Origin of the sequence: Aeromonas sp. 603757 (assembly GCF_049171255.1) — a bacterium.
GTDB classification, from domain to species: domain Bacteria; phylum Pseudomonadota; class Gammaproteobacteria; order Enterobacterales; family Aeromonadaceae; genus Aeromonas; species Aeromonas veronii_A.
Genome location: NZ_JAAKOE010000009.1, coordinates 150,258 through 164,290 on the forward strand (window position 1 = coordinate 150,258; position 14,033 = coordinate 164,290).

Consider the following 14,033-nt stretch of genomic DNA (forward strand, 5'->3'; position numbering starts at 1 on the left):
AGTTATTTCCTGAACACATAATTCCCACGAATTTTTCGCCACAGCCCGAATACATCGGTACGGGGGAAGATGGCAATCCGGCGGATCTGGAAAGGGTCCTGGTGCATTGCTTTGGGGCCGCTATTGGTAGCGACGGCAAAACGATACCCGGCGGCGATAGCCTGCTCCTTGGCACTCTCGTTCATGTCTCCGTAAGGGTAGGCAAACGAGAGCAGCGGATGGCCAAGCAGGGCCTCCAGTTGGCGTTTATTCTCCTGAATTTCATGGGCTTGTTGTTCGGGTGTGAGCTTGCTCAAGCGGGGGTGAGTCAGGGTATGACCACCAATTTCCACATGACCGCTGGCGGCCAGCGCCTTGACCTGCTCACCACTCATCAATGAGACCTTGGTGTCCGGATTGGTCGGATGCTCCACATCCCAACGGTTATAGCCTTCACCGGTGACCACGTACACCACGGCTTTGTAACCATATTTTTCCAGCAGTGGCAGCATGCGGGTCAGATTGTCCTGATAGCCGTCATCGGCAGTGATCATCAGGTACTTCTTGCCGTATTGCAGACGGTGGATAAAGCCTTTGTCCGCCAGATCGCGGAACGTCAGGGTTTCGTAGCCGAGCCACTTCATCAGGCGCAGATGCTTCTCGAACATGGTGATCGGCATCCAGGTACCGTGCACCCCTTTCTCGCTATCCTGTTCGATAAAGCGGTGGTACATGATGACGGGCATCTCGCGGCGCAGGGTTTCGACTACGGCATCCTGATAGATGGTTTCGAGGCCAGATACTACCCCCTGCAAGCCATACTCATCCTGAATGCGTTGGCGAATGGCTTCCGGCACCGTCTTGCTGGCCAAGGCGGTCTCGATTTCTCCCTTCAGGGCAGCAAAATCGATAGCCAGATCCTTGGGGCCGATATCACCAAAATTACTCGCCAGAGCATCATCCAGATTCTGTTCGGTCACCAGACCAATGGCCCTGGCTTCACCAATGGCAAAGGCGGGCCGACCACAGAGCAGTGCTTCCATCGCTACCCGACCGGCGCCGATCACCAGATCGCAACTCGCCAGCAGAGCGGGTACATCATCGACATAGCCAACAAACTCGGCGCGTCCTTCGAAACGGGCAAAACGCTCCGGTACCTTGGTACCGCTGACAATCCGCACCTTGCAGGCATCCAGATCGAGCACTTCATCGAGCAGACGGTAACAAAGCTCACCTTTGGGGCCGCTCAAACGGCCAATGATGGCAATCACCGGCTTTGGGTTGTCCGGCGCAGGCACAGGCTGGAATTTGTCGGTTTCGATACCGTTGCGCAGCACCTGTACGATCGCAGGATCGACCCCCAGATTGTCGACAATCTGATGGGCAATATCCTCACAAACGGCAACCGCCCTAAGCCCAAGGGCATGGAAGGCTTTGCGGGATGCGTGCACCGGCTGGCGACCATGAACCGTGGTGATCATCGGGGTGCCAGTCAGCTTGCAAGCCACATAGCTGCTCCAGCCGGAGGCGCGGGAGTGAGCATGCACCAACTGAATATGATGCTTCTTGATGAGATAGATGAGGTAAAAGACGTGCCAGAAACGGCGCAGGATACTGCGCTTGTTGAATCGAAGCTTGAAGACGGGACCAAGGGTTGGCTTGGTCAGCGTATCCGACACATAAAAGACGTTGTGACCACGCCGGGTCAGTTCGTTACCGACCGTAGTGGCATAGACCTCAGCTCCCGTTACCTCGAGCTGGGAGAGTGCCATCAATATATTCATCGCGCGGTTACCCGGTAGAGAAGAGAGGAACGGCAAGCAGCCACAGAGACCAGAAACCGGAAGCAGGCGAGTGCCCACTTCCGGTTTTGCGCTCAAACTGCCGCGTTGTGCTCACCCGTTAGCGGTTGAGCCAGGCCATGTAATCCGCTACCCCTTCGGCAACGGTTTTGAACTCGGCGTCATAACCCACGCTGCGCAGCTTGGTCATGTCAGCCTGGGTGAAGCTCTGGTAGCGACCCTTGAGGTGATCCGGGAAGGGGATGTATTCGATAGAACCCTTCTGATGATGCTTGATCACCGCTTCGGCCACGTTCTGGAATGGCTCGGCACGGCCGGTACCGCAGTTGAAGATGCCGGAGTGCTGCGGGTGCTGCCAGAACCAGAGGTTTACCTTGCAGACGTCGTCGATATAGATGAAGTCACGCATCTGACCACCGTTCGGGAAGCCATCGCAACCTTCGAACAGCTTGGGATTCTCGCCCTTCTTCACCTGGGTATTGAGGTGGAAGGCAACGGAAGCCATGGAGCCTTTGTGCTGCTCGCGCGGGCCGTAGACGTTGAAGTACTTGAGGCCAACAACCTGAGAGTTGATCTCCGGCATCCAGCGGCGCACGTACTGGTCAAACAGCTGCTTGGAGTAGCCGTAGACGTTGAGCGGCTGTTCGAACTTGGGATCTTCGATGAAGTTGTCGTTGCGGCCACCGTAGGTCGCGGCAGAAGAGGCGTAAATGAACGGGATTTCACGCTCGATGCAGTAGTGGAACAGATCCTTGGAGTACTCGTAGTTGACCTCCATGATGAACTTGCCGTTCCACTCGGTGGTGGCAGAGCAGGCGCCTTCGTGGAAGATCACCTCGATACCGTTGTCCCACTCTTCAAACTCGTCGCCGGAGACGATGCGCGCCTGAAACTCGTCCTTGTCCATGTAGTCAGCGATGGTCAGATCGACCAGGTTGACGAACTTGGTGCCGTCGGTCAGGTCATCAATGACCACGATATCGGTCCGTCCTTGAGCGTTCAGCTGCTTGACCAGATTGCTGCCGATAAAGCCAGCACCGCCAGTTACTACGATCATGGAGTTTGCCTCTCGTACGTTGATGGCTACATGTGACTGCTTGTTAAAGCTGTGTATAGTGAGCCAATTTGAAATTGCCGAAAAGTTTATCACGGGCCGTCCGGGGATTCGACCTTGTTCAAAACTGCCCCGAGCGGAACCTGTTGGAGGAATGAGTGATGAAAACCAGAGACAGGATCATTCACAGCGCGACCGAGCTGTTCAACGATCAGGGTGAACGCAACATCACCACCAACCATATTGCGGCGCACATGGGTATCAGCCCGGGCAACCTCTACTACCACTTCCGCAATAAAGAAGACATCATCCACTCCATCTTCGACCAGTATGCTCGTCACCTGAGCGAGAGCTTCGTGCCGACCCGCAACCGTGAAATCATCCTGCAGGATCTGATGGGCTATCTCGATGCCATCTTCTATCTGATGTGGCAGTTCCGCTTCTTCTACGCCAACCTGCCGGACATCCTGAGCCGTGACGAACCGCTGCAACAGAAGTACCTCAAGGCCCAGGAGCAGATGCGTTCTTCCGTGGTCGCGCTGCTCAGAAGCCTGCGCGAAGGCGGCATTATCGATGTCAGCGATGAAGACCTGCCGGATCTGGGCCAGACCATCAAGATGGTGGTGACCTGCTGGATCCCGTTCCAGATTGCCCAGGCCCCCAACACCCGCATCACCAAACCGTTGCTCTATCAGGGCGTGTTGAAGGTGCTGTTCCTGCTGCGCCCCTATGTGCAACCCCAGGTGGCCGGACAGATCCAGCAGCTGGAGCAGCACTACCGCCTGCTGGCCCAACCAGCTGGGTGAGATCTGTTTCACATTTGTTGAATATCAGCACAATCATTTGAATTTACCGCAACAGATTGCAGTAAAATGTCGCCCTCTGTTGATACGCAGCTGAAATAGCCACTAAGGATCGAGGATGTCTAACGGATTCTATCGTCACCTGACCGAGCAACTGAACCAGGTGCAAGCTGAAGGGTTGTACAAGCAGGAGCGCATCATCACCTCCGCCCAGCAGGCCAGCATCGCCGTCGGCGGTGAGCAGGTACTGAACTTCTGTGCCAACAACTATCTGGGGCTGGCCAACCACCCGGATCTGATCGCTGCCGCCCATCAGGGACTCGACAGCCACGGCTTCGGCATGGCCTCGGTGCGCTTCATCTGTGGCACCCAGGACCAGCATAAAGCGCTGGAGCAGAAGATGTCTGCCTTCCTCTGCACCGAAGACACCATCCTCTACTCCTCCTGTTTCGATGCCAATGGCGGTCTGTTCGAGACCCTGTTCGGCGCCGAAGATGCCATCATCTCCGATGCCCTCAACCACGCCTCCATCATCGACGGCGTGCGGCTGTGCAAGGCCAAGCGTTATCGCTACGCCAACAACGACATGGCCGAGCTGGAAGCCCAGCTCAAGCAGGCTGACGCCGATGGCGCCCGCTTCAAGCTGATCGCCACCGACGGCGTCTTCTCCATGGATGGGGTCATCGCCGACCTCAAATCCATCTGCGATCTGGCGGACAAATACGATGCGCTGGTGATGGTGGATGACTCCCACGCCGTTGGCTTTATCGGCGAGAATGGTCGTGGCACCCACGAATATTGCGGCGTGATGGATCGGGTCGACATCATCACCGGCACCCTGGGCAAGGCGCTCGGCGGCGCATCCGGCGGCTATACCTCCGGTAAGAAAGAGGTGATCGACTGGCTGCGTCAGCGCTCCCGCCCTTACCTCTTCTCCAACTCGCTGGCCCCCTCCATCGTTGCCGCAACTATCAAGGTGATCGACATGCTGGCGGAAGGTCACGACCTGCGCGCACGTCTGAAAGAGAACAGCCGTTACTTCCGCGAGCGGATGAGCGCCGCTGGCTTCACTCTGGCAGGCGCCGACCACGCCATCATTCCGGTGATGCTGGGGGATGCCAAACTGGCCTCCGAAATGGCAAGCCGCATGCTGGCAGCTGGCATCTATGTGGTGGGTTTCTCCTTCCCGGTCGTACCTAAGGGTCAGGCACGCATTCGCACCCAGATGTCTGCCGCCCATACCCGCGAACAACTGGACAAGGCGATCGACGCCTTTATCCGCATCGGCCGTGAACTCGGCGTTATCTGATTTGAATCAAGGGGCTGCAGCCCCTTTTTTCTGCATTCATATTGAAGGAACAGCCATGAAAGCACTCTCCAAACTGCACAAAGAGGTCGGCATCTGGATGACGGATGTGCCGGCCCCCGAGCTCGGCCACAACGACCTGCTGATCAAGATCCGCAAAACCGCCATCTGCGGCACCGATATCCATATCTACAACTGGGACGAGTGGTCCCAGAAGACCATTCCGGTACCCATGGTGGTCGGCCACGAATATGTCGGCGAAGTGGTCGCCATCGGTCAGGAGGTGCGCGGCTTCGCCATCGGCGATCGCGTCTCCGGTGAAGGCCACATCACCTGTGGCCACTGCCGCAACTGCCGCGCTGGCCGCACCCACCTCTGTCGCAACACCACAGGTGTGGGCGTCAACCGGCCGGGGGCCTTCGCCGAATATCTGGTGATCCCCGCATTCAACGCCTTCAAGCTGCCGGACAACATCCCGGACGAGCTGGCCGCCATCTTCGACCCGTTTGGCAATGCGGTGCACACCGCCCTCTCCTTCGATCTGGTGGGTGAGGATGTGCTCATCACCGGGGCGGGCCCCATCGGCATCATGGCCGCCGCCGTCTGCCGCCATGTGGGTGCGCGCCACGTGGTGATCACCGACGTCAACGAATACCGGCTGGAGCTGGCCCGCAAGATGGGCGCCACCCGCGCGGTCAACGTGGCCAAGGAGAAGCTGGCCGACGTGATGAGCGAGCTGGGCATGACCGAAGGGTTCGATGTGGGGCTGGAGATGTCCGGCGTCCCGAGCGCCTTCCAGGAGATGCTCGACAAGATGAACCATGGCGGCAAGATCGCCATGCTCGGCATTCCCCCCTCCACCATGGCCATCGACTGGAACAAGGTGATCTTCAAGGGGCTGTTTATCAAAGGGATCTATGGCCGCGAGATGTTCGAGACCTGGTACAAAATGGCCAGCCTGATCCAGTCCGGGCTGGATCTCTCCCCCATCATCACCCACAGATTCCACATCGACGAATTCCAGCAGGGGTTCGATGCGATGCGCTCCGGCCACTCCGGCAAGGTGATCCTGAGCTGGGATAAATAGGCCGTTTCACCCCTTGGTTAACCGAAACCCGGCGAATGCCGGGTTTCTTTTTATCTCCACCGCCCGAATTGCCGTGATATCGGCCAAAACTTTGTACGCAGAGTGTTTAACACTTCACACACAAGCGTTTAAATGGCTGTAACTATTCGGTTATAATCCCGTCGTTTACATGGATAATAAAAGACTGCTGGGAGTATATGAGCGTGTTGAAAAAACTGAGCTATTTGCTGGCTGTCGGGATGACGGCCGCCAGCTTGTCTGGGGCAGTGCTTGCTGCCGATGAGATGTCACCGGAGGCCATTGCCGAGCGGATCAAACCAATCGGTCAGGTCTATACCGCCAAGGATCTGGAAGGTATTGCCGGCGCGAGTGCTGCACCGACGGCGGCCGCCTCTTCCGGTCCCCGCGATGGCGAAACGGTATACAAGGGCGCCTGCTTTGCCTGTCACGACACCGGCGCCGCCGGTGCCCCCAAACGGGGTGACAAGGCCGCCTGGGATCCTCGCATCGCTCAGGGCATTGATACTCTCAAGAAACATGCCATCGAAGGCTTCACCGGCAAGTCCGGCATGATGCCTCCACGCGGCACTTGTGCGAGCTGCAGCGACGAAGAGATTGAAAACGCCATTCACTACATGACTGACAACCTCTAAGTATTTGAAAGGGCCGCAATTGCGGCCCTTTCAATCTATCGGCTTCCGACTACTCTTGTAGGGTAGGCATAGTCGGGAGTTGCTCATGTCGCCCCATTCCACCGAATCCCACTACTCAACTCCTCTGCTGGCGTTGGTCTCTGCCATTATGGATTTTCCGGCTCCCCCTACAGCGCAGAGCAGCGATTATGATGATCTGATAAAGCAGATAAACCAGCTCTGCCCGTTGCAGCATTTCGGCATGCTGGGCCTCTCCGACAGTGGTCTGAACTGGCTCTACGCCTACAAAATCAGCGATACCTTCAAGCAACAACTGGGGCGGGAGCAGTCCCGCATCACCGATCAGCTCACCCAGCTCGATGAGGCCGAAGGGTGGTGCGTCTTTCCTATCGAACATGGTCAGGTGCAGTGGCTGCTGGCTCGCGGCGAACCATCCGACCTGCCCACATTACGCCTGCTGCTGGAGTGTCTATCCAAACGGCTGACCGAAACCCAAGCGGGCTCCCATCTCACCGAGCTGCCTTCTCCGCTGATCCGCAAAGACCCGAACTGGAAAAAGAAAATCGAGAGCATCAGCCGCATCATGCGACTGGCCAACACCCTGCCCGGTCAGGCGCTCTTCTCCCAGCTGGAGGCGGTGCTGCGCCAGATGCTCGCCATTGAGGATATGCTGCTGGTCAGGCTCCACAGCCATACGCTTGAGAAGATTTATCCCGCACATCCTCGTCAAAGCGACGAATTCATCAGCGGTTTGTGCCACAGCACCAGCAATATCGAGGTCAACAGGGAGGCAACCTACTGGCACAGCATGCCGCTACGGCTGCAACAACAGTACTTCGCCCACTTCATCATCAGCACCGCGCAACCGCTGGAGACAGACGACAAGCTGTTTCTCGACTTCCTGCGTGGTCAGCTCACCCTGCTGTTGGAGCTGAAGCGGATCCGCCAGCAGCTTAACGACATCAATAGTGAAGACTCCATCAACCAGCGGCTGCAACAGCTGCGTCAGACCAACCTCAGGCTGCAAAAGCAGCTCAAGCAGCATCAGGAGCTGGAACGGCGGCTGCAATTCGATGCGCTTCACGACCCGCTGACCCAGCTACCGAACCGGGCACTGTTGATGAACCACCTCAATCAAGCCATGACCCACTACAACCGCTACAAGTCACCGGGGTTTGCGGTGATCTTCATCGATGTGGATCACTTCAAGCAGATCAATGACACCCTGGGCCACAGTGCTGGTGATCAGCTGCTCAAGGAGGTAAGCCGCCGCCTCCAGACCTGCATCCGGCAAAACGATATGGTGGCCAGATTGGGGGGCGACGAGTTCGTCATCTATCTCGATAGCAGCAAACATGAAGATGACATCAGCCCGGTGCTCAACCGTATCATCAGCCGCCTCTCCTATCCGTTCCGGCTGCTTGGCAATGAGCTGAGTATTACCGTCAGCCTGGGGGTATCGAGTGTGTCCGAACAGACATCGGATATCAGCCAGTTACTCCACCAGGCCGATCTGGCCATGTACCAGGCCAAACGCAATGGCCGCAGCCGCATCGTCAGCTACTCGGATGATTGCATCAACCAGAACTGGAATTCGCCGGAAGAGATGCTGGCTCGGGCCCTGCGGGAAGGGCGTATCGTCCCCTACTACCAACCGGTGATCCGGCTACAGGATAGCCGCCTGACCGGTCTGGAGGTGATGGCGCGCTGGCTGACCGAAGAGGGAATTCTGAAGGATGCATTCGACTTTATTCCGCTGGCGGAGCAATGTGGCCTGATTCTGGAGCTGGATTATCAGATCCTGCGCCACACCTGCCAGCAACTGAAAGTGTGGCTTCCGATCTCGGGCCAGAGCAAGTTCAAGGTCGCCATCAACCTCTCCGGCAAACATCTGGTCAACCATGATCACATCATGCGGTTGGTGGACATTATCGATGAGGAGGGGATAGCACCAGGCTATCTGATCTTTGAATTCAACGAGCGGGAGCTGTCGCGGCAGGATTCCGATGCGCTGGCCTCCCTGCATGAACTGCGTGCCAAGGGCATTCAGATCAGCCTGGACGACTTTGGTACCGGCTTCTCCTCCCTCAACGCCCTGTTCCATTTCCCGGTAGATTACATCAAGGTGGATGACAGCTTTACCCAGCGGATGCTGCAGTCCCCCAAAGATCTGGCGCTGATCCGCGCCATGCGGGATATCTGTCAGGATCTCGATTACACCCTTGTGGTTGAAGGCATTGAGAACCAGCAGCAGTTACAGAAGCTGATAGATATCGGCTGCCGGATGGGGCAAGGACGCTATATATCTCCCCCCATGCCGGGAGCAGACATCATTCCACTGCTATCCCCCGGCAACGCAACCTCCTAATCTTTCTTGAACATGGCGCGCAGATTGGCCACCGCCATCTGCCCCTTCTGCTGGCGCTCCTCGGCAGTCACCTTCTTCTGGTTTTCCCATTCAAGGTCATCCTGCGGCAGCTCCAGCAGGAAGCGGCTCGGCTCTGGCCGTACCGACTCGCCAAACTGGCGCCGCTCCTTGCAGAGGGTAAAGGTCAGCTCGGTCTGGGCCCGGGTGATGCCCACGTAGGCGAGACGCCGCTCCTCCTCCACATTGTCCTCATCGATGCTGGTCTGGTGGGGGAGCAAGCCCTCCTCCATCCCCACCATGTAGACATAGGGGAACTCCAACCCCTTGGAGGCGTGCAGGGTCATCAACTGCACCTGATCGGCATCATCCTCCCCCTCGTTGCGCTCCATCATATCGCGCAGGGTGAGGCGAGTGACCACCTGTGCCAGCGTCATCGACTCCTCAAGCTCATCCCCTTCCAGCATCTCGGTGATCCAGCGATAGAGAGTAGAAACGTTCTGCATCCGCATCTCGGCCGCTTTCGGGCTGGGGGAGGTCTCGTAGAGCCACTCTTCGTAGTGGATCTCCTTGATCATATCCCGCACCGCCTCCACCGGATTGCCACGCAGCGCCTGATCGCCAAGGCGAACCAGCCAGTTGGTAAATGCCTGCAGGGCCGCAAGGCCACGACCGGAGAGGTGTTGCTCCAGCCCCAGCTCGAAGCTGGCGGCAAACAGGCTCTTGCCACGCTGATTGGCATACTGACCCAGTTTTTCGAGGGTGGTGGGGCCAATCTCGCGGCGCGGCAGGTTGACCACCCGCAGGAAGGCGGTGTCCTCATCCGGATTCACCAGCAGCTTGAGGTAGGCCATGATGTCCTTGATCTCGGTGCGGGAGAAAAACGAGGTGCCGCCGGAGATACGGTAAGGAATCCGGTTGGTCATCAGCGCCTTCTCGAAGATGCGCGACTGATGGTTGCCCCGATAGAGGATGGCGTAATCCTTGAACCGGGTGCGGTTCATAAACTTGTGACCCATCATCTCGGCGGCGATCCGCTCCGCTTCGTGCTCCTCGTTCTTGGCGAACAGTACCTTGAGCTTCACCCCTTCATCCAACTCGGAGAAGAGCGCCTTGTCATAGACGTGCGGGTTGTTGGCGATCAGGATGTTGGCGCACTTGAGGATCCGCCGCTTGGAGCGGTAGTTCTGCTCCAGCTTGATCAGCTTGAGGCTGGGGAAATCTTCGCTCAGCAGCACCAGGTTCTGCGGCTTGGCACCGCGCCAGGAGTAGATGGACTGGTCATCGTCCCCCACCACGGTAAAACGGGCCCGCTCGCCGACGATCTGCTTCACCAGCTCGTATTGGCTGGTGTTGGTGTCTTGGTACTCATCGACCAGCAGATAGCGGATCTTGTTCTGCCAGCGCTCACGCACCTCCTGATTGCTCTTGAGCAGCAGGGTGGGCATCACGATAAGGTCGTCAAAATCCAGCGCGTTATAGGCCACCATCTGGCGGTGATAGCGCTCATAGAGCTGGGCCATCAGCACCTCTTCCGGCCCGCGGGCGATGCGCATGGCGCGGGCGGGCAGGATAAGATCGTTCTTCCAGTTGGAGATTTGGCTGATAAGGGCCGAGAGCTTGTCCTTGTCGTTGTCGAGCTCGTCTTCAGTCAATTCTTTCAGCAGCGCCAGCTGGTCGGTGTCATCGAACAGGGAGAAGTTCGCCTTGAGATTCAGGCTCTTGTGCTCACGACGAATGATATCGAGACCCAGGGTATGGAAGGTGGAGACCATCAGCCCCCGCGCCTCCTTGCGACCCAGGGTCTGGCCGACCCGCTCCTTCATCTCCCGCGCCGCCTTGTTGGTAAAGGTGACCGCAGCGATGTTGCGGGAGCTGTAGCCGCACTGCTGCACCAGATAGGCAATCTTGTTGGTGATGACGCGGGTCTTGCCCGATCCGGCACCCGCCAGCACCAGGCAAGGGCCGGAAACATACTTGACCGCTTCGTTCTGATTGGGGTTGAGCTTCATGGGCCGGATCTCTTGGCTTATGATGAGGGGCGGCATTGTACCAGAAATCACCCGATGAGCCGTACCTGCTGCACGGCAGGCAACCGCCATTCCGGCTTATCGCGCCTTGTGTTCGGGCGCTATTTTCAGGATCATGGCCGACCTTCGAAATGATGACTTTTTCCAGATAGTGAGAGGAGCATGAATCAGCAACAGCACAACCAACTGCGCAGCCAGTTTCCGGCCTTGGCGCAGGAGGTAAACGGCCACCCTCTGGTCTATCTGGACAACGCCGCCACCACCCAGAAACCGCAAGCGGTACTGGATGCCATCGCTCACTACTATGGGGTCGACAACGCCAACGTGCACCGCGCCGCCCACGCCCTGAGTGGTCGCGCAACCCGCGCCTTCGAAGATGCCCGCAAGACGGTCGCCCGCTTTATCAATGCGCCCCGCAGCCACGAAGTTATCTGGACCCGTGGTACCACAGAAGCGATCAATCTGGTAGCCCATAGCTGGGGGATGAGCGAGCTCAAGGCGGGGGACGAAATCATCCTCAGCACGCTGGAGCATCACGCCAATATCGTCCCGTGGCAGCTGGTCGCCCAGCGCACCGGCGCAGTCATCCGGGTTATCCCGCTTGATGAGCGGGGCGATCTCGATATGGCCGCCTATCACGCCATGCTGGGGCCACGCACCCGACTGGTAAGCGTGGCCCACGTCTCCAATGCCCTCGGCACCATCAATCCGGTCGCCCGGATGGTGGCGGCCGCCAAAGCGGTTGGCGCCGTGACACTGATCGACGGCGCCCAGGCGGTGGCTCATCTCGAGGTGGATGTGCAGGCCATCGGTTGCGACTTCTACGCCTTCTCCGGTCACAAGCTCTATGGCCCGACCGGCATCGGTGTGTTGTGGGGTCGCACCGAGCTATTGGAGCGGATGCCGCCTTGGCAAGCAGGTGGCGAGATGATCGATCGGGTCAGTTTCAGCGGTACCACCTTCAATGTCCTGCCCTTCAAATTCGAGGCGGGCACCCCCCATATCGCTGGCGCTATCGGCCTCGCCGCCGCCATCGACTTTGTGATGGGGCAAGATCGGCAATGGCTCGCCCAACATGAGCAGGCACTGACCGACTATCTGGTCGCGGGCCTGCAACAGGTGCCGGGGTTGCGTCTGGTCGGCGAACCCAGCCAACGCGCCGGTGCGGTCTCTTTCTTGCTCGACGACATCCACCCGCAAGATGCCGCCACCCTGCTCGATATGCAGGGGATCGCCCTGCGAGTCGGCCATCACTGCGCCATGCCACTGATGGAATCGCTCGGGATCGGCGGCACCATGCGCGCCTCATTGGCCTGCTACAACAATCGGGATGATGTCGACGCCCTGCTGGCCGCCCTGCACAAACTCAGTGACTTCTTCTAAGGCAGACAACCGAATGAGTGACCTCACAAGCTATACCCAGATTGGCCTTGAGCCCAACGCCGACACCATCCGCCAGCTGTTTGCCGCCGCTCACGGCTGGGAGAACCAGTATCGGCTCATCATCCAGCTCGGCAAGCAGTTGCCGGTTCTACCCAGCAAATGGCAGCAGGAAGAATTCCGCCTCAAGGGTTGTGAAAGCCAGGCCTGGCTGAAGGGAGAACAAAGCGAGGATGGCTGCTGGCACTTTGCCTGTGATTCCGATGCCCGCATCGTGCGGGGCCTTATCGTCATCGTACTGGCAGCGCTCAACCACCAATCATCTGCGGCGATCCAGGTTTTTGATATGGAAGGGTATTTCACCGAACTGGGGCTGGAGAAGCACTTGAGCCCGTCACGGGGTAACGGGCTCAGAGCGATCGTGCTGGCGATCCGGGAACAGGCTGTCTAACCCGCTCTGTTCAGCGGTCGATTAGGCTTCGCCAATCGATCAAGCTTCTTCATTCCCGCTATCTTTCTCGGCGCGGGCGCCCCGCTCGGCAATCTTCTTCAATACCCGGGACGCGGCAACCATCCCGAAGGTTGCCGTCACCGGCGTCACGGCGCCAAAACCGGAGGCGCAATCCATCTTCATGGTGCCATCGCTGGCCGCTTTGGCCTGACAGGTACCGCCATTGCCATCCGGATAACTCAGCTGCTCGGTTGAGAAGACACACTCCACCCCGAATTTGCGCGCCGGATTCTTGCTGAAGTTGTGCAACCGGCGCAGGTCGGAGCGAACCTTCGCAGCGAGCGGATCCTGAATGGTCTTGGCCAGATCGGCCACGGTGATTTGGGTCGGATCCATCTGCCCGCCGGCACCACCCGCGACGATCACCGGGATCTTGTTGCGCTTGCAGAAGGCAATCAGCGCCACCTTGGCCTTGACCGAGTCGATGGCGTCCACCACATAGTCAAACTCCCGCTTGATATGCTCGGCCAGGTTATCGGCGGTGACGAAATCATCCACCTCGATCACCTCGCAATCCGGGTTGATGGCGCGAATACGCTCGGCCATCACCTCGGTCTTGAGGCGACCGACCGTACCCTGCATAGCGTGGATCTGGCGATTGATGTTGGTGATGCAGATATCGTCCATGTCGATCAGGGTGATCTGGTTGATACCGGCACGGGCCAGCGCCTCGGCCGCCCAAGAGCCCACACCGCCGATCCCCACCACACAGACCTTGGCCTGGCTAAAGGAACGCAGGGCGTTCTGACCATAAAGACGGGCAATGCCCCCGAATCGCTGTAAATATTCTGCTTTCATACCACCACCTTGCTTGAGGGCGGCCATTATAGCGACAACCACCGCCAGCGGCGATGGCAGTTGCGGAGAAAATTGAGGAGTGAAAACAGACTAAACAGCAAAAGAAGAGGTAATAAAAGGTCAATAATCAGACGATTTGCTGATTTTCAGGCAATAAAAAACCCCGCTCATTGAGCAGGGTTTCTTGTATTGGGTGCCTGGCAGTGTCCTACTCTCGCATGGCGAATGCCACACTACCATCGGCGCTACCGCGTTTCACTTCTGA

The 14,033-nt window shown here is 58.1% G+C and carries 11 protein-coding genes; 7 read left to right on the top strand and 4 right to left on the bottom strand.

Annotated elements, in window-relative coordinates:
* Positions 1-2: 2 nt before the first annotated feature.
* Positions 3-1,763, bottom strand: a complete 1,761-nt coding sequence (locus tag G5332_RS11040) for a polysaccharide deacetylase family protein (protein WP_421249924.1) — start codon at positions 1,761-1,763, stop codon at positions 3-5.
* Between the two features lie 118 nt (positions 1,764-1,881).
* Entirely contained in the window at positions 1,882-2,838 is a 957-nt protein-coding gene (rfaD, locus tag G5332_RS11045; RefSeq protein ID WP_164535774.1) for an ADP-glyceromanno-heptose 6-epimerase, read from the bottom strand.
* 158 nt (positions 2,839-2,996) lie between these two features.
* Between rfaD and G5332_RS11050 the strand changes: the two genes are divergently transcribed.
* From G5332_RS11050 to G5332_RS11070, 5 genes are all read left to right on the top strand, one after another.
* Entirely contained in the window at positions 2,997-3,641 is a 645-nt protein-coding gene (locus G5332_RS11050; RefSeq protein WP_421249923.1) for a TetR/AcrR family transcriptional regulator, read from the top strand.
* Positions 3,642-3,756: 115 nt separating this feature from the next.
* On the top strand, positions 3,757-4,947 hold the full coding sequence (locus G5332_RS11055; protein ID WP_216979756.1) for a glycine C-acetyltransferase: 1,191 nt from the start codon (positions 3,757-3,759) through the stop codon (positions 4,945-4,947).
* Between the two features lie 55 nt (positions 4,948-5,002).
* Positions 5,003-6,031 carry an L-threonine 3-dehydrogenase gene (gene tdh / locus G5332_RS11060; protein ID WP_201902637.1) on the top strand — a complete coding sequence of 343 codons (1,029 nt, stop codon included), beginning with the start codon at positions 5,003-5,005 and terminating at the stop codon, positions 6,029-6,031.
* A 197-nt stretch (positions 6,032-6,228) separates the two neighbouring features.
* Positions 6,229-6,684 (top strand): c-type cytochrome, encoded by a 456-nt coding sequence (locus tag G5332_RS11065; RefSeq protein WP_227341639.1) that lies wholly within the window; start codon positions 6,229-6,231, stop codon positions 6,682-6,684.
* An 85-nt stretch (positions 6,685-6,769) separates the two neighbouring features.
* The gene (locus G5332_RS11070; protein WP_216979758.1) at positions 6,770-9,052 is read left to right on the top strand and encodes a putative bifunctional diguanylate cyclase/phosphodiesterase; all 2,283 of its coding nucleotides are present in this window, start codon (positions 6,770-6,772) and stop codon (positions 9,050-9,052) included.
* On the opposite strand, the gene rep is transcribed toward G5332_RS11070, so the two are convergent.
* Positions 9,049-11,061 (bottom strand): DNA helicase Rep, encoded by a 2,013-nt coding sequence (gene rep, locus G5332_RS11075; protein WP_421249922.1) that lies wholly within the window; start codon positions 11,059-11,061, stop codon positions 9,049-9,051. The two genes, G5332_RS11070 and rep, sit on opposite strands and share 4 nt — an antisense overlap.
* Positions 11,062-11,241: 180 nt before the next feature.
* On the opposite strand from rep, the gene G5332_RS11080 reads away from it, so the two are divergent.
* A complete protein-coding gene (locus G5332_RS11080; RefSeq protein ID WP_421311254.1) occupies positions 11,242-12,462 on the top strand; it encodes a SufS family cysteine desulfurase in 1,221 nt (406 codons plus the stop codon).
* A gap of 13 nt (positions 12,463-12,475) precedes the next feature.
* Entirely contained in the window at positions 12,476-12,910 is a 435-nt protein-coding gene (locus G5332_RS11085) for a SufE family protein (RefSeq protein ID WP_421249920.1), read from the top strand.
* Between the two features lie 39 nt (positions 12,911-12,949).
* Here G5332_RS11085 and tcdA read toward each other — a convergent pair whose 3' ends face one another.
* Positions 12,950-13,768: a tRNA cyclic N6-threonylcarbamoyladenosine(37) synthase TcdA gene (tcdA, locus tag G5332_RS11090; RefSeq protein WP_268011228.1), complete on the bottom strand. Its 819-nt coding sequence runs from the start codon at positions 13,766-13,768 to the stop codon at positions 12,950-12,952.
* Positions 13,769-14,033: the final 265 nt, after the last annotated feature.

Excerpts from the sequence above, each read along its gene's own strand:
- G5332_RS11040 (WP_421249924.1), bottom strand. The coding sequence starts at position 1,763 with ATGAATATATTGATGGCACTCTCCCAGCTCGAGGTAACGGGAGCTGAG.
- rfaD (WP_164535774.1), bottom strand. The coding sequence starts at position 2,838 with ATGATCGTAGTAACTGGCGGTGCTGGCTTTATCGGCAGCAATCTGGTC.
- G5332_RS11050 (WP_421249923.1), top strand. The coding sequence starts at position 2,997 with ATGAAAACCAGAGACAGGATCATTCACAGCGCGACCGAGCTGTTCAAC.
- G5332_RS11055 (WP_216979756.1), top strand. The coding sequence starts at position 3,757 with ATGTCTAACGGATTCTATCGTCACCTGACCGAGCAACTGAACCAGGTG.
- tdh (WP_201902637.1), top strand. The coding sequence starts at position 5,003 with ATGAAAGCACTCTCCAAACTGCACAAAGAGGTCGGCATCTGGATGACG.
- G5332_RS11065 (WP_227341639.1), top strand. The coding sequence starts at position 6,229 with ATGAGCGTGTTGAAAAAACTGAGCTATTTGCTGGCTGTCGGGATGACG.
- G5332_RS11070 (WP_216979758.1), top strand. The coding sequence starts at position 6,770 with ATGTCGCCCCATTCCACCGAATCCCACTACTCAACTCCTCTGCTGGCG.
- rep (WP_421249922.1), bottom strand. The coding sequence starts at position 11,061 with ATGAAGCTCAACCCCAATCAGAACGAAGCGGTCAAGTATGTTTCCGGC.
- G5332_RS11080 (WP_421311254.1), top strand. The coding sequence starts at position 11,242 with ATGAATCAGCAACAGCACAACCAACTGCGCAGCCAGTTTCCGGCCTTG.
- G5332_RS11085 (WP_421249920.1), top strand. The coding sequence starts at position 12,476 with ATGAGTGACCTCACAAGCTATACCCAGATTGGCCTTGAGCCCAACGCC.
- tcdA (WP_268011228.1), bottom strand. The coding sequence starts at position 13,768 with ATGAAAGCAGAATATTTACAGCGATTCGGGGGCATTGCCCGTCTTTAT.